Annotated in this window: 23 protein-coding genes and 2 pseudogenes; 11 read left to right on the top strand and 14 right to left on the bottom strand. The window is 38.1% G+C overall.

Annotated elements, in window-relative coordinates; all coding sequences use genetic code 11:
* Positions 1 to 586 precede the first annotated feature (586 nt).
* The gene (gene rpmE, locus ACFIKH_RS00320; protein ID WP_015856961.1) at positions 587 to 808 is read right to left on the bottom strand and encodes a 50S ribosomal protein L31; all 222 of its coding nucleotides are present in this window, start codon (positions 806 to 808) and stop codon (positions 587 to 589) included.
* Positions 809 to 995: 187 nt separating this feature from the next.
* Here rpmE and ACFIKH_RS00315 point away from each other — a divergent pair, with 187 nt between their 5' ends.
* Together ACFIKH_RS00315 and ACFIKH_RS00310 are read left to right on the top strand one after the other, a co-directional pair.
* Positions 996 to 2,786, top strand: a complete 1,791-nt coding sequence (locus ACFIKH_RS00315; protein WP_375670698.1) for an ABC transporter transmembrane domain-containing protein — start codon at positions 996 to 998, stop codon at positions 2,784 to 2,786.
* A 723-nt stretch (positions 2,787 to 3,509) separates the two neighbouring features.
* The gene (locus ACFIKH_RS00310; protein WP_375670696.1) at positions 3,510 to 4,958 is read left to right on the top strand and encodes a hypothetical protein; all 1,449 of its coding nucleotides are present in this window, start codon (positions 3,510 to 3,512) and stop codon (positions 4,956 to 4,958) included.
* Positions 4,959 to 5,460: 502 nt separating this feature from the next.
* Here the strand turns inward: ACFIKH_RS00310 and ACFIKH_RS00305 are convergent.
* The 10 genes and pseudogenes from ACFIKH_RS00305 to ACFIKH_RS00260 form a co-directional block, all read right to left on the bottom strand.
* Positions 5,461 to 5,694, bottom strand: a complete 234-nt coding sequence (locus ACFIKH_RS00305; protein WP_375670694.1) for an inositol monophosphatase family protein — start codon at positions 5,692 to 5,694, stop codon at positions 5,461 to 5,463.
* Positions 5,695 to 5,806: 112 nt separating this feature from the next.
* Positions 5,807 to 6,598, bottom strand: coding sequence for an inositol monophosphatase family protein (locus ACFIKH_RS00300; protein WP_015856959.1), 792 nt, complete (start codon positions 6,596 to 6,598; stop codon positions 5,807 to 5,809).
* 11 nt (positions 6,599 to 6,609) lie between these two features.
* Entirely contained in the window at positions 6,610 to 7,185 is a 576-nt protein-coding gene (efp, locus tag ACFIKH_RS00295; protein ID WP_015856958.1) for an elongation factor P, read from the bottom strand.
* A 598-nt stretch (positions 7,186 to 7,783) separates the two neighbouring features.
* Positions 7,784 to 8,085, bottom strand: a pseudogene (locus ACFIKH_RS00290) (helix-turn-helix domain-containing protein).
* A 386-nt stretch (positions 8,086 to 8,471) separates the two neighbouring features.
* The gene (locus ACFIKH_RS00285) at positions 8,472 to 8,870 is read right to left on the bottom strand and encodes a hypothetical protein (protein WP_375637572.1); all 399 of its coding nucleotides are present in this window, start codon (positions 8,868 to 8,870) and stop codon (positions 8,472 to 8,474) included.
* Between the two features lie 178 nt (positions 8,871 to 9,048).
* Complete coding sequence (locus tag ACFIKH_RS00280) at positions 9,049 to 9,279, bottom strand: hypothetical protein (protein ID WP_375670692.1); 231 nt, start codon at positions 9,277 to 9,279, stop codon at positions 9,049 to 9,051.
* Between the two features lie 221 nt (positions 9,280 to 9,500).
* Entirely contained in the window at positions 9,501 to 9,869 is a 369-nt protein-coding gene (locus ACFIKH_RS00275) for a helix-turn-helix domain-containing protein (RefSeq protein ID WP_375670690.1), read from the bottom strand.
* Positions 9,870 to 10,472: 603 nt separating this feature from the next.
* Entirely contained in the window at positions 10,473 to 11,516 is a 1,044-nt protein-coding gene (locus tag ACFIKH_RS00270) for a tetratricopeptide repeat protein (protein WP_375625253.1), read from the bottom strand.
* A gap of 328 nt (positions 11,517 to 11,844) precedes the next feature.
* Positions 11,845 to 12,237, bottom strand: a complete 393-nt coding sequence (locus ACFIKH_RS00265) for a helix-turn-helix domain-containing protein (protein ID WP_375670688.1) — start codon at positions 12,235 to 12,237, stop codon at positions 11,845 to 11,847.
* Between the two features lie 371 nt (positions 12,238 to 12,608).
* On the bottom strand, positions 12,609 to 12,974 hold the full coding sequence (locus ACFIKH_RS00260; protein ID WP_375625255.1) for a helix-turn-helix domain-containing protein: 366 nt from the start codon (positions 12,972 to 12,974) through the stop codon (positions 12,609 to 12,611).
* 497 nt (positions 12,975 to 13,471) lie between these two features.
* Between ACFIKH_RS00260 and ACFIKH_RS00255 the strand changes: the two genes are divergently transcribed.
* Positions 13,472 to 13,660, top strand: coding sequence for an antitoxin (locus ACFIKH_RS00255; RefSeq protein WP_375645638.1), 189 nt, complete (start codon positions 13,472 to 13,474; stop codon positions 13,658 to 13,660).
* Entirely contained in the window at positions 13,660 to 13,881 is a 222-nt protein-coding gene (locus tag ACFIKH_RS00250) for a type II toxin-antitoxin system RelE/ParE family toxin (protein WP_375670686.1), read from the top strand. The genes ACFIKH_RS00255 and ACFIKH_RS00250 overlap by 1 nt, the downstream gene beginning before the upstream one ends.
* 341 nt (positions 13,882 to 14,222) lie before the next feature.
* Here ACFIKH_RS00250 and ACFIKH_RS00245 read toward each other — a convergent pair whose 3' ends face one another.
* Together ACFIKH_RS00245 and ACFIKH_RS00240 are read right to left on the bottom strand one after the other, a co-directional pair.
* Positions 14,223 to 14,954 (bottom strand): TIR domain-containing protein, encoded by a 732-nt coding sequence (locus ACFIKH_RS00245; RefSeq protein WP_375670684.1) that lies wholly within the window; start codon positions 14,952 to 14,954, stop codon positions 14,223 to 14,225.
* Between the two features lie 310 nt (positions 14,955 to 15,264).
* Positions 15,265 to 15,927, bottom strand: coding sequence for a thiamine phosphate synthase (locus tag ACFIKH_RS00240; RefSeq protein WP_375670682.1), 663 nt, complete (start codon positions 15,925 to 15,927; stop codon positions 15,265 to 15,267).
* Between the two features lie 348 nt (positions 15,928 to 16,275).
* On the opposite strand from ACFIKH_RS00240, the gene ACFIKH_RS00235 reads away from it, so the two are divergent.
* The 7 genes and pseudogenes from ACFIKH_RS00235 (at position 16,276) to ybgC (ending at position 22,594) form a co-directional block, all read left to right on the top strand.
* Positions 16,276 to 17,418, top strand: coding sequence for an OpgC family protein (locus tag ACFIKH_RS00235; protein ID WP_375670680.1), 1,143 nt, complete (start codon positions 16,276 to 16,278; stop codon positions 17,416 to 17,418).
* 181 nt (positions 17,419 to 17,599) lie between these two features.
* Positions 17,600 to 18,118, top strand: a complete 519-nt coding sequence (locus tag ACFIKH_RS00230) for a DUF1465 family protein (RefSeq protein WP_015856950.1) — start codon at positions 17,600 to 17,602, stop codon at positions 18,116 to 18,118.
* A 12-nt stretch (positions 18,119 to 18,130) separates the two neighbouring features.
* A pseudogene (locus ACFIKH_RS00225) lies at positions 18,131 to 18,453 on the top strand (DUF1465 family protein); the annotation flags it as partial.
* A gap of 1,236 nt (positions 18,454 to 19,689) precedes the next feature.
* On the top strand, positions 19,690 to 20,205 hold the full coding sequence (ruvC, locus tag ACFIKH_RS00220) for a crossover junction endodeoxyribonuclease RuvC (protein WP_375670678.1): 516 nt from the start codon (positions 19,690 to 19,692) through the stop codon (positions 20,203 to 20,205).
* Between the two features lie 13 nt (positions 20,206 to 20,218).
* Entirely contained in the window at positions 20,219 to 20,833 is a 615-nt protein-coding gene (gene ruvA, locus ACFIKH_RS00215; protein WP_375670676.1) for a Holliday junction branch migration protein RuvA, read from the top strand.
* A 13-nt stretch (positions 20,834 to 20,846) separates the two neighbouring features.
* A complete protein-coding gene (gene ruvB, locus ACFIKH_RS00210; protein WP_375648417.1) occupies positions 20,847 to 21,941 on the top strand; it encodes a Holliday junction branch migration DNA helicase RuvB in 1,095 nt (364 codons plus the stop codon).
* A 212-nt stretch (positions 21,942 to 22,153) separates the two neighbouring features.
* The gene (gene ybgC, locus ACFIKH_RS00205; RefSeq protein ID WP_375635534.1) at positions 22,154 to 22,594 is read left to right on the top strand and encodes a tol-pal system-associated acyl-CoA thioesterase; all 441 of its coding nucleotides are present in this window, start codon (positions 22,154 to 22,156) and stop codon (positions 22,592 to 22,594) included.
* A gap of 62 nt (positions 22,595 to 22,656) precedes the next feature.
* On the opposite strand, the gene ACFIKH_RS00200 is transcribed toward ybgC, so the two are convergent.
* Positions 22,657 to 22,779, bottom strand: a complete 123-nt coding sequence (locus ACFIKH_RS00200) for a hypothetical protein (RefSeq protein ID WP_375648418.1) — start codon at positions 22,777 to 22,779, stop codon at positions 22,657 to 22,659.
* Positions 22,780 to 23,957: the final 1,178 nt, after the last annotated feature.

The following is a 23,957-nucleotide window of genomic DNA, read 5'->3' as shown; positions in this document are numbered from 1 at the left end:
GTTACAGGCGGGGAGAGCCCGCGTGAATAAAAAAATATTAAGAAAGGACTTAAAATGCCTATAATGAATTGTCTCAAGTGCCAAGGTTGTAGCAATACTGACGAGCTGGCAAATATAATGATGGTGCCGGCTTGCAGCAACAGGGGTGTATTTCTTAGAATTGACCATACAATACCGATGCGTTGTTTTGTCCCCAGAAAGCATGGCACCACGTTCTCCTATTCACGTATCCAAGCTATCTGGTAAAGCTTGAATCAATTCAAGCGCATTAGCCGCTTTAGCGGCAGCAAGGATGTCCTCTTCATGGGTATTTTTCAGTTCCAAAAAAGAAGGATAGTTTGCAATTATTTTATTTCAGGTCGTTATACTCTAAGAGGAAGGATTTATGCTCGTATTTCAAACTGATTTTTAAATTTAAAAAACGCAGCCACCAAGATTTATTAGTGCCTAAGATCCCATCTATTTATGTTGGATGCGTTTTTGAATTAATATTTAAAGTGCACTCTTTACAGCATAAAAAAACAATCACTTACAATAGAGCAATCATTTTTTAAAACTTGTGCTCTTTATAATCAGGAATAGGCTTTTACATGCCAATATTACCAAAACGATTTTTGAATTTAGAAAGACGACCGCCACGGTCTACGAGTGTCTGGGAGCCACCTGTCCATGCTGGATGCGTTCTTGGGTCAATATCTAGATTAAGAGTATCGCCTTCTTTTCCCCAAGTAGAGCGCGTTTTATATTGGGTTCCATCCGTCATAACAACGGTAATTGTGTGATAGTTGGGATGAATATTCGCTTTCATGCGTAAAAACCTTTTGCGTTTACAGAATGAAACAGCACTTGCTCGATTTTTTAAGTGCGCTTCCTTTGTCTTTTTGATACATTGATTAAAGTATTTATTCCTATAGCTGAGCATGCATAAAAAAACAAGTGTTCAAGATGCATCATTGTATCAAGTGTTATAAATTCAATATAGTGAGCGAAACCTTATGAATCTCTTTAATCATTCAGAAAAATCTACAAAATCTTCTCCTAGAAAATCTTCATTCTCTTCGCTTGCAATTTTTTTTCCTTATCTTTTGCGCTATCGTTGGTTGTTTATCTTTGCCTTTCTAGCGTTATCTGTTGCGGCTCTTGTCACATTAGCTTTGCCTGTGGCTATCCGCCAAATGTTTGATCATGGGTTTTCTACTTCAAGCCATGGACATATCAATTTTTACTTCGGAATTTTGTTTATCTTAGCCTTGCTTCTCGCATTTGCTTCAGCAGCCCGTTATTATTGTGTTATCACATTGGGAGAGCGGATTGTTGCCGATTTACGGCGTGATGTGTTTATTCATATTATGAAACTTTCTCCTGCTTTTTTTGATCGGTCGCATTCAGGAGAAATTGTTTCAAGGCTTCTAACAGATACAACACAAATAAAATTAGCTGTGGGTTCTACCGCCTCTACTGCTTTGCGTCAGTTGATTATAGTGATCGGAGCCGTCGTGATGATGGTGATTACCAATGCTAAATTGTCTTTGTTGGTTTTGGTTGCTATTCCTGTTGTGGCCATTCCCTTAGTGGTTTTTGGGCGGAAAGTTCGCTCTCGTACACGTGCGGCGCAAGATCGTCTCGCAGATGCCAATGCTGTTGCTACAGAACAGGTGAGTGCTATTCGCACTGTGCAAGCTTTTACCGCAGAAAAACTCGTTGCAACACGTTTTTCACAATTGATAGAACGTGCTTTTCAAACAGCACGTGCTTCCGTGATCCTGCGCTCCTTTTTTACGGGTTTTGCAATTTTTTTGGTTTTTAGCAGTGTGGTTGCTGTTTTATGGATTGGGTCGCGCGATGTTTTAAATGGAACGATGACAGGCGGGACATTAGGGCAATTTGTCCTTTATGCAGTTTTTGGAGCTTCTACTTTTGCGCAATTATCGGAACTGGGGGCAGAGTTAATCCAAGCCGCAGGCGCTGCTGAGCGGCTTTCCGAATTGCTACAAGAACAACCTACTATTGTAGCTCCTAAAAATCCTTTATCATTGGAACAACCTGTTCGAGGCGAACTTGTTTTTGATCAGGTTGATTTTACCTATCCTTCTAGACCTCAAGAGAAGATTTTACGCTCGCTTTCATTTTCTGTAAAGGCAGGCGAAACGGTTGCTTTTGTTGGGGCTTCCGGAGCAGGAAAAAGCACCATTTTTTCTTTGATCCTTCGTTTTTATGACCCGATAAGTGGAACAATTCGGTTAGATGACATGGAAATTAATCGCCTTTCTTTACAAGATTTACGCAGCGCAATTTCCTATGTTCCACAGGATGTCGCCATTTTTGATGGAACATTGCGTGATAATATTATTTTTGGAACTGAAAATACCCATGAAGAGGAAATCCTTGCTGCCGCTAAAGCGGCTAATGCACTTGAATTTATTCAAGCTTTACCAGATGGCTTGGATACGCAAGTAGGAGAACGTGGTACCATGCTTTCTGGGGGGCAAAAACAACGCATTGGTATTGCACGGGCAATTCTAAGAAATGCACCCCTGTTGCTTCTTGATGAAGCAACATCTGCTTTAGATGCAAACAGTGAAAAGTTGGTGCAAGATGCCTTAGAAGGATTGATGCAAAATCGTACAACCTTGGTAATTGCACATCGTTTGGCAACAATTTTAAAAGCTGATCGTATTCTCGTGATGGATAAAGGGGCTCTTGTGGAAGAAGGAACCCATGCTGAACTTGTGGCAAAAAATGGCGTCTATGCTTACCTCGCAAAACTCCAATTTTCACCTGAGTAAGTGATCATTATAAAGCTGTAAGTTGTTGACATAAACATCCGCATTCTTATGAGAATAACATCGGTTTGCGGTGTTCTTTAATGCATAGAATAGTATCAATATATTATACGGTTTGATATTCTTTAAATTCTCATGAAATTCTACACTCTCTTGCATCATTCAACCGCGCTTTTTTAAGGCGTTACATTGACGTGTAAGGAAAACAGACTCTTGTGATAATCTCGCACGATGTGAATGTTTAATCATTTATAGTATTAACTGAGGCAATATATTGGTTTTTATAAAGCGAGGCTTTCAAATGGTTTGCATAAGGTGTGCGTATTAACACGCAATTTTCTTTGGAGTATCAAGCTGTTATTTTTTCACAAAAGTTATTATGGATTCAAGATTTTGTATTTTTTGTAATCCATTCCTCATCAATAGGTAAGGTGTCTTTATTTATTTGACACTTTTGCGTGCCCTATTTCAGCTTTTTGTAGGAATGATTTTTCTGTTTTTGGTAAAGACTCTCTCTTGATGACAAAAACACGCATTTGCCGGATTTTAGGAGTTCAGAACGCATCTTGAGACATGCCAAATTCGTACAGCGGCATTATTAAATACAATTTGTTTTTAGAGACTGTATATCTAGTATTTTAAAACTCAAAATACCACATAATGATACTATAATACTGAATTGATAAGAGAATCGTAAAAGTATTGTTAAAATAAGGGATCATAATAATGGATGACTTTGTCAAAGAATGGGTAGCACGCCTAATGTCGCCTATAATTTTACCCATTTTGGGGAAAGGAAAGGAATGTTGGAATGCAATACTCAGAGTTTGGGGGAAAAGGAATGGATGTTGGGTTGCAGTATTCGGAGCTATGATTTTACTCGTTATAGTGATGGGGGTGCTTTGGTCTTTGGGAGCTTCCGTGATCACTTTGTTAGGTGTGGCAGTTATAGCGTATTTTATCGTGAATTTAATGCTTGGATTAGCCAATTATCAGAAAAAACAATTCGAGCAACTAAAAAATCGAGAGGTAGCGATATATCAGGAGATCATTAAAAAATGGGAGGAAAGGCTTTTTCGAGAAACTCAAACAATATCGCAGGAATGGTTGAAACAATGGGATGAGGGAGTGAAACAATGGGAAAGGAGTGTACTGGAAATAAAAAATCTTGAGTATATTTCTGAACCCAGCGGACAGCAACATCCGATGGTTAAGGATATCTGTGCTCAAGGATATACAGATATACTTCTTCTTTATGAGAAGGCGCTGAAGAAGGAATTTACTTCTGAACAGCATGAAAAAATTAATGATGTAGTAAACACTTTAATGGGCATTGAGACTTTTAAGCAAAATTATCTGAAAACAGTACAGTTAATGAAAGAGAGTGGGATAATTGATGAAGAGTTTGGAGATCCTCTTGCGGTAGATCCCCATACGAAAGAAACAAAATATAAACCTGCGATGTTGGTTTTTCATTGGTGGTTGTATGTGATTGATGAGATGATCATAGATTTGAAAAGACAAAAAAAAGAAGAAAAATCTAAGAGCATGTGTGAAAAGCAAGAAGCTATCGGTAGTTATCAGGACGACATATTTACAAATACAGAATATGAAAAGATAAAAAAAATCGTAGATCGTCTGCCCAGTGAATATGAATGGCTATTGCTGAATAAAAAGGATATCTTGTCGTTATTGCGAAATATTTCCGATGGTTATAACGCGGCAAGAGAAACTTTTCTTTATTATAAGGAGCTTATTGAGACGGTGAAAGAAGGCTATATTGCCTTTGATAAGGATTGTTGTCATTCTACGGTTAAAAGCAAAATTGATGCCTGTAGAGAGCAAGACAAAAACAGGGAAAAAGGTTGTCTCATTGCTGGAAGAACTCTAACATTTGAAGAAGCTTACAAACTAGGTGTCAGAGAGTGGATGAAGGTATCAAATGAAAAATTTGGTAATCAGTTGGTTTTTTGGAAGATGCTTATCGAAATAGAAAATTCAAGAGAAAAGCTACGATACATCATCGGTGATGAGAAAGTAAAGGAACTGGAAGAGACTATTGATACAGAAAAAAACCATTTTGACATCAAATTGCGAGAGGCGATTTTCGAAGATAAAGATTTCTATTACAATAAGTCCTATGCGCATTTCATAGGTTTTCTTCAATCATTATAATATGTGTAACGATCATATTAATCTGTGAGTTTATTGCAATCACGCTAATTGCACGTTTTTGTAAAAAACCTGAGGAGTATTGGGAGTAATATGTAAGCTGTATGGCAAGGTGAAAAGCGGGGGCTATAATAAGATATGGAATGTGCAGTATAAAAATGAAGTTGTCTATGCGTTGTGCTTTTTTATTACCCTTTGTGCGGCTTGATCATAATTGATTATTTTTTGAATCCATTGTTTGAAATTGTTTTTATCTGAATTTAGAGAAACATTCTTATAAACAGTGGGTGGCAAGCTGTTTTTTAAGATTGCTTTTGAAATTATGATATCTTTTTGAGCTTTTTTTCTAAGTTGATGCGAATGTGTTTATTGCTAAGGGTGAGGTTTTGTAGAATATCAAGTATATGTATTATCCTTACTTTATTATCACTATTTTATGGAAGGCGTTAAAGAAGCACTTTGAGAGTGCCTTTCTTTTTCGAATTTCTCTCTTTTGAGGTTTTTTCTAGTTTGATGCGAATGTGTTCATTGCCAGCAATGATATTTTTTTGCAGAATATATCGCTGCCGCCTTCTTTATCGGTGACAAAACCACCGGCTTTGCGAACTATTAGTATGCCGGTAGTTCTATCAAAAAATTGTAGATTGTCTTCCCAAAAGCCATCGGTTTTTTCTGCGGTGACATAAGCTAAATCAAGAGTAGCAGTGCTAAGAAGGCGAAGTCCAGAAACTTCCATCATTACTTGCGCAATTCAATAAGAGATAAGGTTGCGTGATGAGGAATATCCCTATGGGGATGTTGCAAAGTTGAACTTTTAGCATTGCCTTTTAAAATGACACTACTTCTGAGGTCTAAATGCCTTTTTTGAGGGTTTTTTCTAGTTTGATGCGAATGTGTTCATTGCCAGCAATGATATTTTTTTTGCGAAATATATCGCTGCCGCCTTCTTTATCGGTGACAAAACCACCGGCTTCGCGAACCATCAATATTCCAGCAGCCATATCCCAAATTTGCAGATTATCTTCCCAAAAGCCATCGGTTCGGCCAGAAGCAACATAAGCTAAATCAAGAGCAGCAGCGCCAAAACGGCGAAGTCCGGCAACTTCCGCCATCACATTGCGTAATTCAATAAGATAGGTTCCATGATTTGGGCGACCAAAATGAGGCATACCTGTGGCAATGACACAATCTTCTAGTCTGCGTCGAGCAGAAACGCGACAGCGTCGGTCATTGAAAAAAGCACCACACCCGCGTTCTGCGGTAAAGAGTTCATCACTTACGGGATTGTAAATGACACCAGCAACGATTTTCCCTTGACTTTCTAAGGCAATGGAAACAGCAAAAAAAGGAATGCCATGGAGAAAATTTGTGGTGCCATCTAGAGGGTCAATAATGAAACGATGTTGGGAATCTTCGCCAATGATTTCTTCAGACTCTTCCATCAGAAAACCAAATTTGGGGCGCGCTTTGCTTAATTCATTGAAAATAATTTTTTCCGCTTTGCGATCTGCTTGGCTGACATAATCCGCTGGTCCTTTCAAAGATACTTGCAAATTTTGCACTTCACCGTAATCACGCACCAACGAGCGTCCTGCTTTCATTGCAGCTTGCACCATGACATTCATGACTGCAGAATGGGCCATTTTTTATTCCTTTATTTATCTTTTTCATTTGCGCGACGCAAATAAATCAACTCATTGGTGTCTACAATGATACGTTCACCAGCATTCATAAAGGGGGGAACAAGAATACGAATCCCGTTTTCAAGAATGGCGGGTTTATAAGAGGAGGTAACCGTTTGTCCTTTGATGGCAGGATCGGCTTCCGCAATCGTGACAGCAACTTGATCAGGAAGTGAGATGCCAATAGGCTTTTCTTGATAAAGTTCAACTGTGACAGTCATCCCATCTTGGAGAAAAGCAGCACGTTCACCAACAAAATCCTTTTGAAGTTCAAGTTGTTCATAAGATTCTGAATCCATAAAGACCAAAGCATCCCCTTGTTGATAAAGAAATGTGAAATCCTTTTGTTCAAGGCGCACGCGTTCAACCGTCTCAGCAGCACGAAAGCGTTCGTTAAGTTTTGTACCATCAATTAAATTTTTCATTTCAACTTGGTTAAATGCACCACCTTTTCCTGGTTTTACAGCGTTGCATTTAACAGCAACCCATAAGCTTCCTTGATGTTCGATCACATTACCAGGGCGAATTTCATTGCCATTAATTTTCATCGTTTCTATCCAATTCTATTCTTGCAAAAAGAGCTCTCTTGTTGTCGTTATGGCGCTTTTCTTTGCTGCCTTTAACAGTCAAGCTCTTTTGTTATTTTCGGGCTCAAATTCCTTTGATTAGCCTTGCGGCTCTCTCATGGTCCTGTGTGCTCCATAGGTTTTCTCATGTTTTTTGCAAAGAGAAAAGCTTGAGTAAAAAAAGGACCTTGATGTATTTTTGCTTTTCAGTTCTTTGCAAGACCATAAAAAGCGCTCAGACGCAAGCTTTTTAAAAATTTGCACAAAAAATTTTTAGAATTTTTGGGGATTTTATCCCTTTGTGTCGTAAAATATCATCATTAATGGCAATGATATAATTGATGGCAATGATATAAGTTCCGTAAAACCATGAGGTGTTTTTAATTGAGAATATGCGGTGAATATTTGAGGGTGGCTTGTCCGGATAATCTTGTGAAATGAACCGCATAAAATGGGAAGTTAAAAGAGTTCTGTTCTGAGAAGATGGATTGTTTACCAACTGGATAGGGAAAGGACTTCTGTCCTTTGAGGTGTGGGAGGCAAGTTAAGAACAGAGAGTGTAGCGCCCTATATCATAATGTTAAAAGTTTTCATTCTCATCAGAGATGCGCTGTAAAATGGCTCTCTTTTTTACAGTGGTAAGAGTTCTAAATCTTTTTAAAAGCAGGTATTCTTCTGTGCTCGATGCGATTTCATCATGGTGGTATGTGGGCTGTTTTTTTGTTAAGCGGCATAAAAAAAGGAAACCGGAACATTCAATATATCGGAAATTTCTTTTAAACGCCCTGCGCTGACACGATTTAAGCCGTTTTCATATTTCTGGATTTGTTGGAAAGTAACACCCAAATGTTGACCTAATGTTTTTTGAGACATCTTCAACATTTTTCGTCTAAAACGAATTTTTTTGCCAATGAATTTGTCACTGAAAATGTCGTTATAAGGATTTTACCGATACCCTAGAAAATGCTACACGGGATATAGAAAGCTATTCAGCTGCTTCAATCACAGATAAACCAAGTTTTGCATTTACATCTTCGCGTAACAATTCACTAGGGTGTGGGGCATTTTCATTATTTTTAGTATTCTTCTTTTCTTAAATCTCAAAGCTATAATTTACGCTATTTTGTATTGTCACAATCTATAATAAAATTTATCCACTCTGGCTAAAAATGAGGTTTTTTATTGAGGTGCAAATCTCTTTGCCTTTCGCAAGAGCTTTTAAGTCTTTATGTGTAAAATATAGAGAAAATTCACATTAAATAGCGGGTTCATCTGGGCTGAGTACTTATATGAGCACGTGGTTCTCCGTTCACATTATACTGAAGAAGAGACACTATAACTCTACTATTTAATTGTATTCTATAACTCAAATTCACACCCATGTTTTGCTGCTTTTGAGGTTGATCTGTATAGATCACATTATATCCATTCCGTCGCAACAGATTGATAAATAAAGGAGTAAAGCTGTCTGCTGTATTATTTTTCTTTATAAGAAGTGTGGTTGTAGCGGGTGGTAGAGATCTCTTGATATCGCTAATAAATTTGTTAGCGACTAATTGTGCCTGACGCTTTGTAAGACTTTGATCAACATAATTTGATGAATAATTGCCTACAGATGCGCAACCTGCCACCAACACAACCGGTGACAGCAATAAATATTTTAACATCGTTAATTCCCCTTACTTATTGTTGCTCTTTTTTGCGAAGCTCCTATTCCAGAAATAAGAGCAACTTTACTCATCGTTACATTAACAACATATCGGCATCTAATCAATCGGTTAATTAATCAATGAATAATGGTTTCAGCTGTAAAGGCTGCTTGAAGTGCTTCTGGTGGCGTATATTTTAATAAACAGCTGTTTTTGGTAATTGTGATAAAAAAGCAATTTTTTGCGTTTGCATGTTAAGATCATATCCTCTATCACCATTATAAAATGAGGCGTTAGGTGCTGTTCCAGATCGACCAAAAAAATTTTCAAGCATTGCTTTTTGAAGGCTATCTTTTTTAAATACGTATGAATGCTTATTCTGTTTGCTGTAAAATGTTATCGTTTGAGGTGTGGTGCTATAAGACATCAAACTTTGCACATGTGATATTTTTATGAGAATGTGTGGTGAATATATGAGGGGGGCTTGTCCGGATAATCTTGTGAAATGAACCACATGAAATCGGAAGCTAAAAGAGTTCTGTTCTGAGAAGACGGATTGTTTCCCAACTGGATAGGGAAGGGACTTCTGTCCTTTGAGGTGTGGGAGGCAAGTTAAGAACAAAGAGTGTAGCGCCCTATATTATAATGTTAAAAGTTTTCATTCTGATCAGCGATGAGCTGTAAAATGGCTCTCTTTTTTACAGTGGTTAGAACTCTAAATCTTTTGAGCAGCAGGTATTCTTCTGTGCTTGATGCGATTTCATCATGGTGGTATGGGGGCTGTTGTTTTGTTAAGATATCGGCATAGAAAAAGGAAACCGGAACATTCAAGATATCGGAAATCTCTTTTAAACGCCCTGCACTGACACGATTTAAGCCGTTTTCATATTTCTGGATTTGTTGGAAAGTAACACCTAAATGTTGACCTAATGTTTTTTGAGACATCTTCAACATTTTTCGTCTAAAACGAACTTTTTTGCCTACAAAAAGATCAATATTAAGATTTTTACTTTGCATTTTAAAGCCCCCCGCCGGGTGCGAGCGCCCTCGCGTTGGTATTCCGGGAGTCTAAAAACACTGACCTCGAATCAGCATTTTGCTTTTAGTGCTTAAAGCACCTGGACATAGCAAAATCTCCCGGAATTCCGGGACACCCGCAAAGCGGGGTAAATTTATGTACGAGGTTTCGGGTTTTTAGAGCCCTATTGGTCGTTGCGTATGCGACCAAAACATCTTTTAATTCATAAAGTAATTTTAGGAAATTTACAATAAAAAATAGCTTTTTACTGAGAGTCGGCGTGTTTTTCGTCCAAGAAAAAAGAATGAAAAAATAGAGCTTTCGGAATTTTCGCGATAGCCTAGTTCTTTTGCTTATTGGATATTGTTTGTTAAGTAAATGATACCAGTGCGTTTTCTTTACCAATGAAAATGTCGTTATAAAGATCTTTGGTTTGCATTTCCCTCCGACGGGGTGCGAGCGCCCTCGCGTTGGTATTCCGGGAGCTTGAAAATACTGAACTCAAATCAGCCTTTTTGCTTTTAGTGCTTATCGCCCCTGGACAGAGCAAAATCTCCCGGAATTTCTATAAATTTTATCTCTTTGAAGCAGAGAGGAGTATTTTAAAAAACAGGAAGGAGCTTTATTGCTTCTTTGTGCGCTTTTTCTAGTTGTGTTTTGTCCATGCCTTGGAGCATTATTTCAAGATCAGGAGCTTGCATTTTTGCCTCTTTTGCGAGCATATACCATGCCGCTGCCATTATTATATCGCCTTTTGTTCCTGTGCCATCTCGATAAAGCCTTGCAAGGGAAATCTGTGCTGGTGCTATCATGTTGATAGCATTTCTTTGAAGTAAATGAAAAGCACGGGGAAAATCTGTTTCTCCTCCACGCCCCTGTATAAGCCATTGTGCTAAATGAAGTTGAGCTTTTAAGTGGTTGTTTTGAGCCGCTACCTCCATGAGTTTGCGAGCATTGCGATCATCCTTTGGTCGTTTTAACGTGCCTAAGGAAAGAATTTTTGCAGCAGAAAAAGCAGCTTCAGCATCTCCAAGAGCAGCACCTTTTAAGTACAATTTTAAGGCTTGCTCGATTGCTTCATTTTCACGGCTTTGAGAAGAAACACCAGGGAGAGCTTGTTTTTCCTGTGCGGCTTTATAAAGAAGCAGTTGTCCATAATAAAAATAGGCTTCCTTGACGCCTGCATTGACAGATTTTTGAATGAACTGTTCACCAAGTTCTTGATTTTGTTTTATAAAGTTACCATCAAACAACATAAGCCCATAGCGTAGTTGTGCTTGGGGTTCCCCCTGTTTTGCGGCGCGTTCAAACCATAAAGCAGCACGCGCACCGTCAATAGGGACAGCACATCCCTCCATATAAATTCGGGCAAGAAGAGTTTGTGCAAAAGGATCATTTTTTTCAGCACGTCGGAGTGCTTCACGAAAAGCTTTTAAATAATAACCTTGGATGTAATAGTCATAGGCTTGATCATAGTCTCCAGCTTTTAAGGGCTGAAAAGGTTCTTGAGTGTTTGAAGCTTCTTGAATCGTATTGAAAGAGTCTTCAGAACTTGAGAATTCTTCAGTGTTTCCAGCTGAATTGACAGCAGAACTTGCAAGGCCAAGCACGCCTAAGATAAGCAGCTTCACGCTTCTCTTGATCATGGTGTTTTCTCCTCATTACCGATCAGAACTTTCACATTTTTTTTTCATCATTACAAGCCGTATAAGAATTTCATTTCTATATTACTTTTTATCTCTCAGTTTTTCGTCTTAGTTAAGGTAGGGTTGGGGAAGCTAAAAAAATAGCATAAATTTCGACGAGAGCCAGACTGTTAAAAATAGTCCTGTTAAAAATAGTCCTGTTAAAAATAATAATGATAAAGGGTTATTGTGTGTAAAAATGCTTATCGTCTATTATATTAAGGGCATCTCCTCCTAAAATGAAAAAATGCTTACAATGGGGGCTGCTTTTTAAAATACTTATGAATGCTTATGAATAGCGCGCTATCCGTGTGATATTGTTTGCACTCTCATCAGAGATCAGCTGTAAAAAGGCTTTCTTTTTAACCGTTGTTAGAGTTCTAAATCTTTTGAGCAGCAGGTATTCCTCTGTGTTCGATGCGATCTCATCATGATGATATGGGGACTGTTGTTTTGTTAAGATATCCGCGTAAAAAAAGGAAAGTGGAACATTTAAAATATCAGAAATTTCCATTAAACGCCCTGCGCTGACACGATTTAAGCCTTTTTCATATTTCTGGATTTGTTGGAAAGTGACGCCTAGATGTTGACCTAATGTTTTTTGAGACATTTTTAGCATTTTTCGTTTTAAGCGAATTTTTTTGCCAATAAAAAGATCAATATTAAGATTTTGAGATTGCATTTTTCCCCGCCGGTTGCGAGCGCCCTCGCATGAGTATTCCGGGAGCTTGAAAACACTGAATCCGAGTCAGCCTTTTTGCTTTTAGTGCTTAAAGCACCTGGACATAGCAAAAACTCCCGGAATTCCGGGATACCCACAAAGTGGGTTCATTTTTACGCTCGGATCTAGGGTTTTCAAGGCCCCTTTTGGTCGTTGCGTATGCGACCAAAACATCTTTTAATTCATAAAGTAATTTTAGGAAATTTACAATAAAAATTAAAATAGTGTCTCTTAACGTGTCGTTTTTTAAAATAGAGGGGTGGTATGTTTTGCATTCAAGCAATAAAGTGTTACAAAGGGGACTTTGAATAGTGCGTGCTATCCGTGTGATGTTAGTTTGCATTCTCTTCAGAGATCAGTTGTAAAAAGGCTTTCTTTTTTACCGTTGTGAGAGTTCTAAATCTTTTGAGCAGCAGATATTCCTCTGTGCTTGATGCGATTTCATCATGGTGGTATGGGGGCTGTTGTTTTGTAATGATATTGGCATAGAAAAAGGAAAGTGGAACATTCAAAATATCAGAAATTTCCATTAAACGCCCTGCGCTGACACGATTTAAGCCTTTTTCATATTTTTGAATTTGTTGGAAAGTAACACCTAAATGTTGACCTAATGTTTTTTGAGACATTTTTAGCATTTTTCGTTTTAAGCGAATTTTTTTGCCAATAAAAAGATCAATATTAAGATTTTGAGATTGCATGTTTCCCCGCCGGTTGCGAGCGCCCTCGCATGAGTATTCCGGGAGCTTGAAAGTACTGAAATCTAATCAGCTTTTTTTGCTTTTAGTGCTGAGAGCACCTGGACATAGCAAAAACTCCCGGAATTCCGGGATACCCACAAAGTGGGATAAATTCATGTTTAGATTTTCGGGCTTTCAAGACCCTCTTGGTCGTTGCGTATGCGACCAAAACATCTTTTAATTCATAAAGTAATTTTAAGAAATTTACAATAAAAATAGTTTTTTACTTACAAAATTTGTTTTTTAATGAGAGGCTATCCGCTTCTTAAATCTCTCTGGAATGATTGTCAAAATCATGACATTAGCCCCCGTGTTTTTTGAGAGGGTTAAAAAGCCTTAAGTTTTAAGATCAAAAGAACTTTGGACGCTTAAAAGTTAAATATTTTCAATTCGCTAGTATTGACAACATAGCGAAGAGTAATTATCTTCAATATTCAGGAATAGAAAGGACATATATTATGAAGACCACCCTTTCTCCGCTAATTTCAGAGTTCGAAACCGTTGAACAGGAAAGCAGCTACACTGCATGGCTGCGCGATAAGGTAGCGAGCAGTCTTGCAAATCCATATCCTCCTATTCCGCATGATGAGGTTATGGCTGAAATGGAAGTTATAATCAGTCAGCTTGAAGCTGAACAGAAAAAGTGATGCTTCCGGTTGTTTGGTTGTCTTCGGCGCGCGATGATTTGCGTCAGATTTTAACTTATATTGCTCGCGAAAATTCATCTGCTGCGCGCCGAATGAAAAGGTTTTTGGAAGCATCCGTATTGCCATTGGCTGAACATCCATATTTATACAGACAGAGTGAGAAGGTATTAGGATTACGAGAAATTGTAGCGCATCCAAATTACCTTATATTGATCGAGTAGCTGCACATCAAATCGAAATTGTAGCTGTAGTACATGCCCGACGTGAATTTCCTATTTTTCTTTAATCTAATCAGAGGCTATCTGCCTCTTAAACCTTTCTGTAACAATTACCAAAATTATGACATCAGCCCCCGTGTTTATCAAAGAGACTAAAATGATTTCTTCTATGGTAATGAATTTCGGTACCTTCATTAAAATTTGCACAATCGCTTGCTGTTTGAATAAGAGTGGGGGTGATCGTTTCTTTAAGCCTATAGGATGTGTGTGTCTGTGGAATGTGGTGGGGTGCCTTGTGGTTTTGGGCGTGCGCTTTAAAAAATAAACATAAGCATTATTCAAATTTAACGTGATGCTGTAGCAATTTTTTTTGCATCTAAATTGTAGCCGGCTTCACATAGTCGATCACAAAGATCCGGAAGTGTTTCTTTTACGTGTTCATTAAAAGGAATGTATTTAAGCCCACCAAAATCTGAAGGGAGTTCAAGGTCTTGTTTTTTTAGAATAGCGACATTTTTGCGAGAAAGTGCAGCGGTTAACATGCCCATTTCGAAAATAACGTTTTGTCGTGCACGAAATTGTTCTTTTTTTTCCTTGTCAGATCTAGCATAGCCTATATCATCGGGAGTAAATAGCACAATACCAAATCCTATAGAATCGTTACAAGCTTCTTTTTCCAAAATTTCAATGAGGGTTAAACCATTACCACCAGTATTTTTTAAGATGTATGGTTCGAGATCAAGCCTGCGAAGAATAAGTTCAAGTTGCTCTAGAGCAATATGGTCATGGCCATGAACGATAAAGATTTTTTTATTTGAGGGATTGGGGGCAGTTTTTGAAGAAGATGTTTCTTCTAGATGCTTTGCTAAATCTTCTATTAACTTTTGTTTTATGTTTGCGCTGCCTTGAACTTGAAGTTTTCCTGTGCTTTTAAACCAATTAATAGTGCCTCCTTCGTAGGTTTTGATCTGATATCCTTCAGGGGATGGATGTGATAGAGGTTTAGTTTCTTTGATTTGATATCCAGCTTTGCGAATTATGTTTTTAAGATCTTCAAGTGTTCCGCTATATTGCATTTTTATGTCCCCTGCATATTTGTATCATCAGCTATTGGTATTCAGTACCAATATTGAAAATGACCATTTTCCCCAATCATAATGCTTTGTCTTTATAAGACATTGAACGAGAAAGTTTTTATGATCCTTTTTTCTATATATTATATGAAAAAAAGACGCTAGATTTTTCATCAATTTGATTGAATTATTAAGCAATTTTATTGAGTTTCGAGGTATCCTCTTTATCTGTTATTGTGTGTTCTATATAAGTAATATAGTGGTGAGTGTTTGGATTTTTATTAACGCTTTATTTATAAATTCTCCTCCTATATTACAAGGGGGTGTTTTCACATTTTTCTTGCATTGTTTTAAGCAGTATTAAGGGGTTGTCGTTCCCAAAAATCACTTCTTCTACAGCAATGAATTCACATCCAGTCTTTAAGACTTCATCAAAGGTTGAAAAATCGCTTCCTGCTTGGATAATGGCGGGGGTTTGCATAATTTCTGCCCACCATGTTGCTAACTGGAGATTGCGGGGGTGCGCTTGGGTTTTTTTATCAGCACCGAGTTTTCCAAAGAACAGGTAATCAACACCTGTTTCCGCTGCAAGCATAGCACTATGGCGATTGCGTAAATTGCCAAAGCCTATAATTTTTTGTTCCTTTTGCTGATTTTTGAAGCTTTCAAGAGCGTTAAGATCATCTTCTATGTGCAATCCATCAGCCTTTATGCGCCCAGCAATGCGGCTGTCATCAGCGATGAGAAGGGCTGCGTTATGATGTTGAATATCTTCTGCGTAAGTTTGCGCTTGTTGTTGTAAAAAAGAGCTATCATCTTTCAACTTTTCAGAATCATAGAGGATGACGCATGCAAAAGACTTTGTTTGCAAAATTTGCTGCAAAAATGTGTGTGGGGTGTTGCGCCGAACATCAAGTGTTAAAATCAACTGAGGGAAAAGAGGTGGATCAATTGGTTTATTTTTTTGTTGTGTCATGTCAAATCCCTGTTTCTTAGAAAAAATAATGCTTAAAAATTAAAGTTTCATTCTATTATGCTTATTTGTGATAAAAGTGACCACCATTTTCACGTAATTTAAAGGATTTGTGGGTGTGTGGGAGCCTTTTTATGAGAAATGAAAGTGTTTTAAAGCATAATATGTTGCCTTTTTGTTGTGATACACGTATGGACGCTTTTCGTTCTTTTACCTTTTAAAAAATAAACGCTTAAAATGAAACTTGACTCTTAAAAATTAAAATTTCATCCTGTTCATGCTTGTTGGCAATAAGGGTAAGCACCATTTTTATGGGACTTCAAGGGGTTTTTGGCGTGTGGGAGTCCACTGATGAAATACCAAGGTATTCGTGAGCATAATACTCAGCCTTTTCGCCGTGATACACGTATTGATGTTTTTCGTTCTTTAGCTTTATTGACGATTTTCATCAACCATATTCCCAGAACGATCTATGAGTCTTTTACCCATAGAAATTTCGGTTTTTCTGATTGTGCAGAAGTGTTTGTTTTGCTTTCAGGGATTGCGCTTGGATTAAGCTTTCATGGACGGTTACAGCAAAAATCCTTTGCTTTTATCATCCGAAAACTGTGGTACAGAGCTTTGCAGCTCTATGGCGCATATCTTTTTACTACTTTTGTTACGTTAAGCCTTTTTTTTGCTGCCTTTTTATTATGGCGAACAGAGAAACTTTTATCGATGAACAATGTGGGACTCTTTTTTAAAGAGCCTGGTATCGCATTTTTGAGTACCTTAAGTTTTGGGCATCAATTGGGATATAATAATATTCTTCCACTTTATATCGTTTTGATGTTTTTTGCGCCTTTTATCCTTTATTTGAGTTGTAAACAGACAAAATGGCTTCTTTTGGGCTCGTTTACGCTGTATCTTATCTGCGGATTTTATAAAATTGCTCCTCCTTCTTATCCTTTAGAAGGAAAGTGGTTTTTAAACCCTTTGTCTTGGCAATTCTTATTTGTCATAGGATTGACCAGTACTTTAGCGCTTAAACAAGGAAAAAAAATCGCTTTTCAGTCTTTTTGGATTGTTTGTGCGGCAGCGTATCTCTTGTTGGCACTGTTATGGGTTCGCTTAAACTGGTGGGGCATTTTGGGGTGGCTTGGCTGGTCTTCCCCATTGTTGAACTTTAATAAAACCTTTTTAAGCTTGCCACGTTTACTCCATGTTCTTGCATTAGCCTTTTTCATTCTTTCTTTGCCAAGCATCAATAAATGGTTTTATGTCTCTCAGAAACATCCTTTAGCAATCTTAGGAAAACATAGTTTACCGGTCTTTGTAACGGGAACCATTTTTGCGATGTTTGGACAAATTATAAAAACAGTGATGACAGAAACGTTTTTTTCCGATACCCTCTTAATAATAACGGGTATTGCTCTGCAATTTGGAGTCGCCTATTATTGTGAAAAACGGCGATCTTGGCAGTGGTCCTTTTCAAGGAAACTGATCCGTTTATAAGAAAAACGCTCCTATAGTGTTTGTTGGGTGCGTTAACCTTAGTATAAAAAGCGCGTTGCGCAAAAAAATTAAAAGAGGTAGCAGTTTTAAAAAAAGCGTTCTACACAGCAACAAAAGAAACTTTTTAATACTCTGTTCGTTGAGTGGTATAATTTTGTGCTGATACTTGGAGTATAAAAGCGTGAGTGTACATAAACGTCCATATGATGAACCTATTATCATGATTGAGCATAATGCTTTTGAAAATGCTTTTAATCGTCTCTATGAAGAAACAATGGCGCTGATTGAAAAAACCGCAGCGTATATTGATTCAGAAGGGAAATTAGTAGCACGTTCCCTTTCGGCAGAAGTTTCTGCAATCTATGCGAAAGAAGCTATGTATTTAAGTACACGACTTATGCAAATCGCTTCTCAACTCCTTCTTCTTCGCGCAGAGCGTGAAGGGGAAATGTCATCAGAACAAATAAAAAAAGAAATTGTAAAAGTATCACTTCATACACCGACATTGGAACTTGAAACCCCTCATTGGCATGAATTGCCAGAAATTTTTCGCCAATTTGTTTCTCATTCATTGCGTTTAGAAGCGCGCATACAGTATATGCGTGCTGGTTGGGAAACTGCAGCCTCCTGTGCCTTAGAAGATGATAATCCAGTAGGAAAACAAATCGAATTGCTCAAAACAGCCTTTGGGCGTTCTTAGAGGTATTTCCTTGCTTTGCACGAAGGGGAAATGTCATCAGAACAAATAAAAAAAGAAATTGTAAAAGTATCACTTCATACACCGACATTGGAACTTTTCCCTTTTATTGGCATGAATTGCCAGAAGTTTTTCGCCAATTTGTTTCTCATTCATTGCTTTTAAGAGCGTGCATTTTTTCGTTTAGATATGCGGCTGTAGTTTAAGCACTCTGGTAAATAAGGGGCGGTTGTAGTTTAAGCGCTGATAATCCAGTGGGAAAACAAATCGAATTACTGAAAACAGCTTTTGGGCGTTCTGAGAAGAATAGCTCCTTGCTTCTTTCTGGCGATATTTAGAGCAGTATACCCATTTTTTACAACCGAAATTTCACAACTAAAACTAATCTAGAGTGCTTTTTTCTGCCTAATTTCTATTTGAGCGTAGGAAATATCTTGAGCTTATAGCTGAGAGGGGGGTAGAGGGAGGGGGTGTATAGGTATTGATTGCGAATTATGGCATGAGATGTGGGTATGGTTGGTCTTGTGGGAAATCGGCTTTGGTTGATTGCAGCTGGAACACTTTCTGTTGATATATCCTGTGATTTTGTTTTGGCTATGATAATAATCAGGCGCTAGATAGAGCTGGGGCTTGTACATCAATTTATTTATGCTCTATAATTTATGCCTATAAAGTTGCTGTAAAGCGTGTGTTAATGAGGATGATACACATTGTGTCAGTTTTTGGGCTTCTCTTGTTTTGAATGGAAGTTATTTTCTTCGCGTAAAATAAAACATCCAAAATAAAGTGCTCTATAATGAATGCCTCGGGGGTTCTTTGTGCCCCCATGCATAATGTCCCTCTCTATGCAATGTCATTGTGGTGTAATGGGCATATTCAAAAATACCTCTCAGTTCTTGTTTACATCCATTGAGCTCCCTCATCTTTACGCTTGCAAAATATTTGCCAGTCCTCAATGTTGCGACAGCCCTTGGCTCTTGAGACGGTTCATTAGAGGCATTTTAGTTCTTTCTTGCACAGGTTCACTTCACACGGAAATCCCACGTGTGATGTGCAGATAAAAAATTTTGATTGATTCAATATAAAGAGGTTTGTAATGAGAAAATCTTACGATATTCGGGATTCTTATTCAACATACAAAATAATGAATTATCTCTATAAATCAATGTATTGATTTATTATGGTAGCGTCATGCTATAACGTAAAAAGTTTCCGTAAAGTGTATACTATCTATTGCATAGTCTCTTTACACTTAATGAATGTACAATCCAGCACTCTCTATTTGCTCGCTTGCGATGTTTAACTGTTATGGCATTGGACATGATACAGAAAGGGAATTTTTATGTTTTATAAGGTGTTTGATAGGGTGCTTGCTTGTGATGTGTGAATGGTTTTGATTGATTTCAGTTAGGCTTCATAAAGTATGTTTCATAAAGATGCTGTTCGTTGTGTGTTATAATTGGGGGGCATGATCATCTTTTTACTGGTTTTGTCTTGTGCGACTGTTTTCTTTGTGGTCTTGTCTTTATTCACATCTTTATTCACAGGGGGGAAAAGTGTATAGACTGTAGTTTATGGCAGAGACGATTCGTATTATAGGCATTGATCCCGGATTACGGCGTACAGGGTGGGGCGTTATCGATGTTGCGGGTAATCGTCTTCAGTTTATTGCAGCAGGGACGGTTTCTTCTGATGTAAAGTGTGAGCTGGCTTCCAGATTATGTCAGATCCACAAAGGTCTTTCAGAGGTTGTGCATCAATTTATGCCCCATGAAGCCGCTGTAGAACATGTGTTTGTCAACAAAGATGCTACAGCAACTTTAAAACTTGGGCAAGCGCGTGCAATTGCATTGCTGGTTCCTGCGCAAGCCAATCTTCCTGTTTTTGAATATGCGCCCAACAAAGTGAAAAAATCGGTTATTGGTGTTGGACATGGGGCTAAAGAACAAATCCATATGATGGTAAAAGTTTTCCTCCCACGGGCTGAATTTGATAGCAGTGATGCGGCTGATGCTCTTGCTCTTGCTCTTTGTCATAGTATGCACCGTAAGAGTATTGGCCGATCTTATCAGGCAAGGATGGCGGTATGATTGGGGTGGAAGCATGATTGGCAAATTAAAGGGCACCCTTGAACATATCTTTGATGATCATATCCTTCTTGATGTTCACGGTGTGGGTTATGTTGTTTTTGTTTCAAATCGGCTGCGTCCTTCTTTACCCTCTGTTGGGGAGGCGTTAAGCCTTTTTATTGAAACGCATGTTCGTGAAGAAGCAATCCGCCTTTTTGGCTTTGCTACAAGAGCTGAACAGGAGTGGTTTTGTCTTCTACAAAATGTTCCTGGAGTAGGGGCAAAGGTTGCTTTGGCAATCTTGGGTACTTTATCACCAGATGAACTCGCACAGGCTATTGCCTTAAACGATGTTGCGATGATTAGTCGAGCGCCGGGCGTTGGTAAAAAAGTCAGTGAAAGAATTGTGGGTGAGTTGAAAAGTAAAACACTCCCCTTTGAACAAGCGCTCAAGACTGTTTCGGTTCCTCAGCGTGAGATGACCAATCAACCTGCGCATGATGCGCTTTCTGCGTTGATGAAGCTAGGGTTTGAACGGGAGCAAGCATCCCGTGCTCTTGCTCTTGCGATGAACGCTCTTGAGGGGGAAACTGTTTCTTCTGCTCTGCTGATCCGCCATAGTCTCAAATTGCTTTCTTCTCCTACTTAAAATCAAGGTAACAATGCATAAAGATGAAGATAAACGCCTTCTGGGTTCCGCACCCCTTCCTAACGATCCAGATCGTTCCTTAAGACCACAAGTTCTCGATGATTTTATTGGTCAAGAAGCGGCACGGGCTAATTTAAAAATATTTATTGAAGCAGCAAAAACGCGGCAAGAAGCGCTGGATCATGTTTTGTTTGTAGGACCACCGGGACTGGGAAAAACAACGCTTTCACAGATTATGGCAAAAGAATTAGGCGTTAATTTTCGCTCTACTTCAGGACCGGTCATCGCTAAAGCAGGAGATTTAGCCGCTCTCTTGACCAATCTCGAAGAACGTGATGTCTTGTTTATTGATGAAATTCATCGCTTAAATCCGGCGATTGAGGAAATTCTTTATCCAGCCATGGAAGATTATCAACTTGATTTGATCATTGGGGAGGGGCCGGCCGCACGCTCGGTGAAAATTGATCTGGCTAAATTTACTTTGGTAGCGGCAACTACACGTTTGGGGCTTTTGACCACACCGCTGAGAGACCGTTTTGGCATCCCAATTCGTCTCAATTTTTATACGATAGAAGAATTGGAATATATTGTGCAGCGTAATGCACGGCTTTTTGCCGTCAAGATCAGTGATGATGGTGCTCATGAAATTGCACGCCGAGCACGGGGGACTCCTCGTATTGCTGGGCGGCTTTTACGGCGTGTTTGTGATTTTGCTTTGGTTAAACAGGCAAAACAAATTGACCAAAAAATCGCCGATGAAGCGCTTTCGCGCCTTGAGGTCGATCATCTTGGGCTTGATCCGCTTGATCGCCGCTACTTGCTCCTGATTGCGGAAACTTTTTTAGGGGGACCGGTGGGGATTGAAACAATTGCTGCTGCTTTATCAGAACCACGCGATGCCATTGAAGATATTGTTGAACCGTATTTGCTCCAACAAGGTTTTATTCAAAGAACCGCTCGTGGACGCATTCTAACTGAAAAGGCTTGGAGCCATTTAGGGCTTTCTGCTCCTGTCTCTACAACGTCTATACAAAGGCGTTCTCAACTTTCTGATGCTCAAGACAATTCATCACTTCAGACGTCTTTATGGGATGGGGAAGATGACTAAGACATTCTCTTTAATTAAAAGAAACTATGTGAATATTTTATAGTAAGGTCATAAAATACAAGAGACGTGCTTCTTTTAGCATATTCTGACCAAAAAGGTCTTGCACGATTAAGGGGGCTTTTGCTTTTCACAACTTCAACACAAAAATGTGTTCAATCTTTTGATTGATAAACAATTTGCTATATTAGATGATTTTATGGGACATGAAGCCAATGACAGAAATAACTCCTTTTAAGAGCAATCATACAAATGCTTTTCATAATTTTCAGGTCCGCGTTTATGTTGCGGATACAGATTTTTCCGGTGTGGTTTATCATGCGCGTTATCTTGAGTTTTTTGAACGAGGACGTTCAGAGTTTTTACGGGATACCGGTTTTAATAATAAGATGTTAGCAGCAGGGGTTGAGGGGGAAAAACTGTTTTTTGTTGTGCGTCATATGGAAATTAATTTTTCAAGACCAGCTAAAATTGATAATCTTTTAGTTGTTAAAACACGTGTTACTCATATCCAAGGGGCACGCTTTTTTATGGAGCAATCTATTTTGCATGAGGCGACCACGTTGGTAACAGCCAAAGTTGAAATTGCTCTGATTAATGAGGAGGCAAAACCGCGACGTTTACCCAAAGAACTTTTTGCAAAAATGCTTGGTTAAAAGTGTTATTCATTGAACGAGCAGCTTTAGGAGAGATCAGGGGATATAAAGTAATCTATAATCTAAGACATACATTTATCATAGCCTAAATGTTTTCCAACAAGGTCACGCGATACATCAAAAGAAAGCGCCTCTACTACAGTAGCTACAATAAATTGAAGATGATATCCCACAAAATTAAACACGCTTCATCTATGTTATGATTCAAAATCAATGTCTTATTATCCATTTTCTGCTATAAACTGAAAATACTTTTCTTTCTTTTGAAGAAAGGTTCGTTGGCATAGGAAAACAGCAGAAAAGGACAAAACAAAAAAAGAAATAAAAAATGGATTAAGATTTATTTTTATAAAAATGCACATACCCAGCAAAATATTGCAATGTTGCAATAAAGTGATAATAAGCTATTAGGTCAAAAATTTTCTCAAAACACTTAAAGGGTGTTTTAAGCAATTTGATTTGTTTTTTACTGGATTGTCATTTGGCATCACAAGAGCGCATGTCCGATCCATTTTCATCCATAATACATGGCTTTATCTGTGCTTCTAAACGCAGTGAATGAGTGAGAGGTCAATGTATACAAAGCAGAAATGCATTTTTGATTTAAAGTTTTAAAAGCATATTATTTTATATGATAGATCGACTCAGAAAGGTAAATTATCACTTCTCACGGGCACAAATTCCAATAGAGTAATGAGAGTAAAATACTTTCATTTCAAATCTGTACATGTTGAAACAATTAAAATCATTTGCTTACATATCATAAGATGAGCAATATAAATCATTGAAAAATTGTAAAAATATTTTTTATAGATCATTCTCAATGCAATAACGATCAAATATCGCAAGTGAGAAAAGAGAACGAAGAAGCCTGTTTTCATGAAGTAAAGATGTGAAAAGGCTTTTTTCATGTTACAGAAGCTTTTACGTTATACCATGCCATGGTGTCAGAGAGATGATGGGCATTGAAAGGGATTAATTCACAACACAATGAGACTATATGAGACTTACACTAGATTTATGGGACTTACATTAGGGTGCATGGGTGAGGCACATTGTTGTGAGGCATTTTATGGTGGTTTATTGTCGTTTTTTTGTGTTCGAGGGTGTCCCCGTATTAAATTTGATGCAAAATGAGAGAAAAAATAGTCTGAGGTAAAGCGTAATCTTTCATGATTATAACATATTTATTTATAATGATAATTTATTGCGTTGTCATTTTCAGATAACTCTGAAACTTGTAAGATTTTTTCTTTTCAAGCTCTATTGCTGCCAATTAATAAAAAACATTTTCTTACATGTCACAAGCGGGCTTGGTGAGTGGGGACAAAAACACTTAAGATAAGGAATAAAAATGCCTCTT

Source organism: Bartonella sp. SD1336NMGDW, assembly GCF_042193565.1.
GTDB classification, from domain to species: domain Bacteria; phylum Pseudomonadota; class Alphaproteobacteria; order Rhizobiales; family Rhizobiaceae; genus Bartonella; species Bartonella grahamii.
This window is presented reverse-complemented; position numbering and strand designations above follow the sequence as displayed.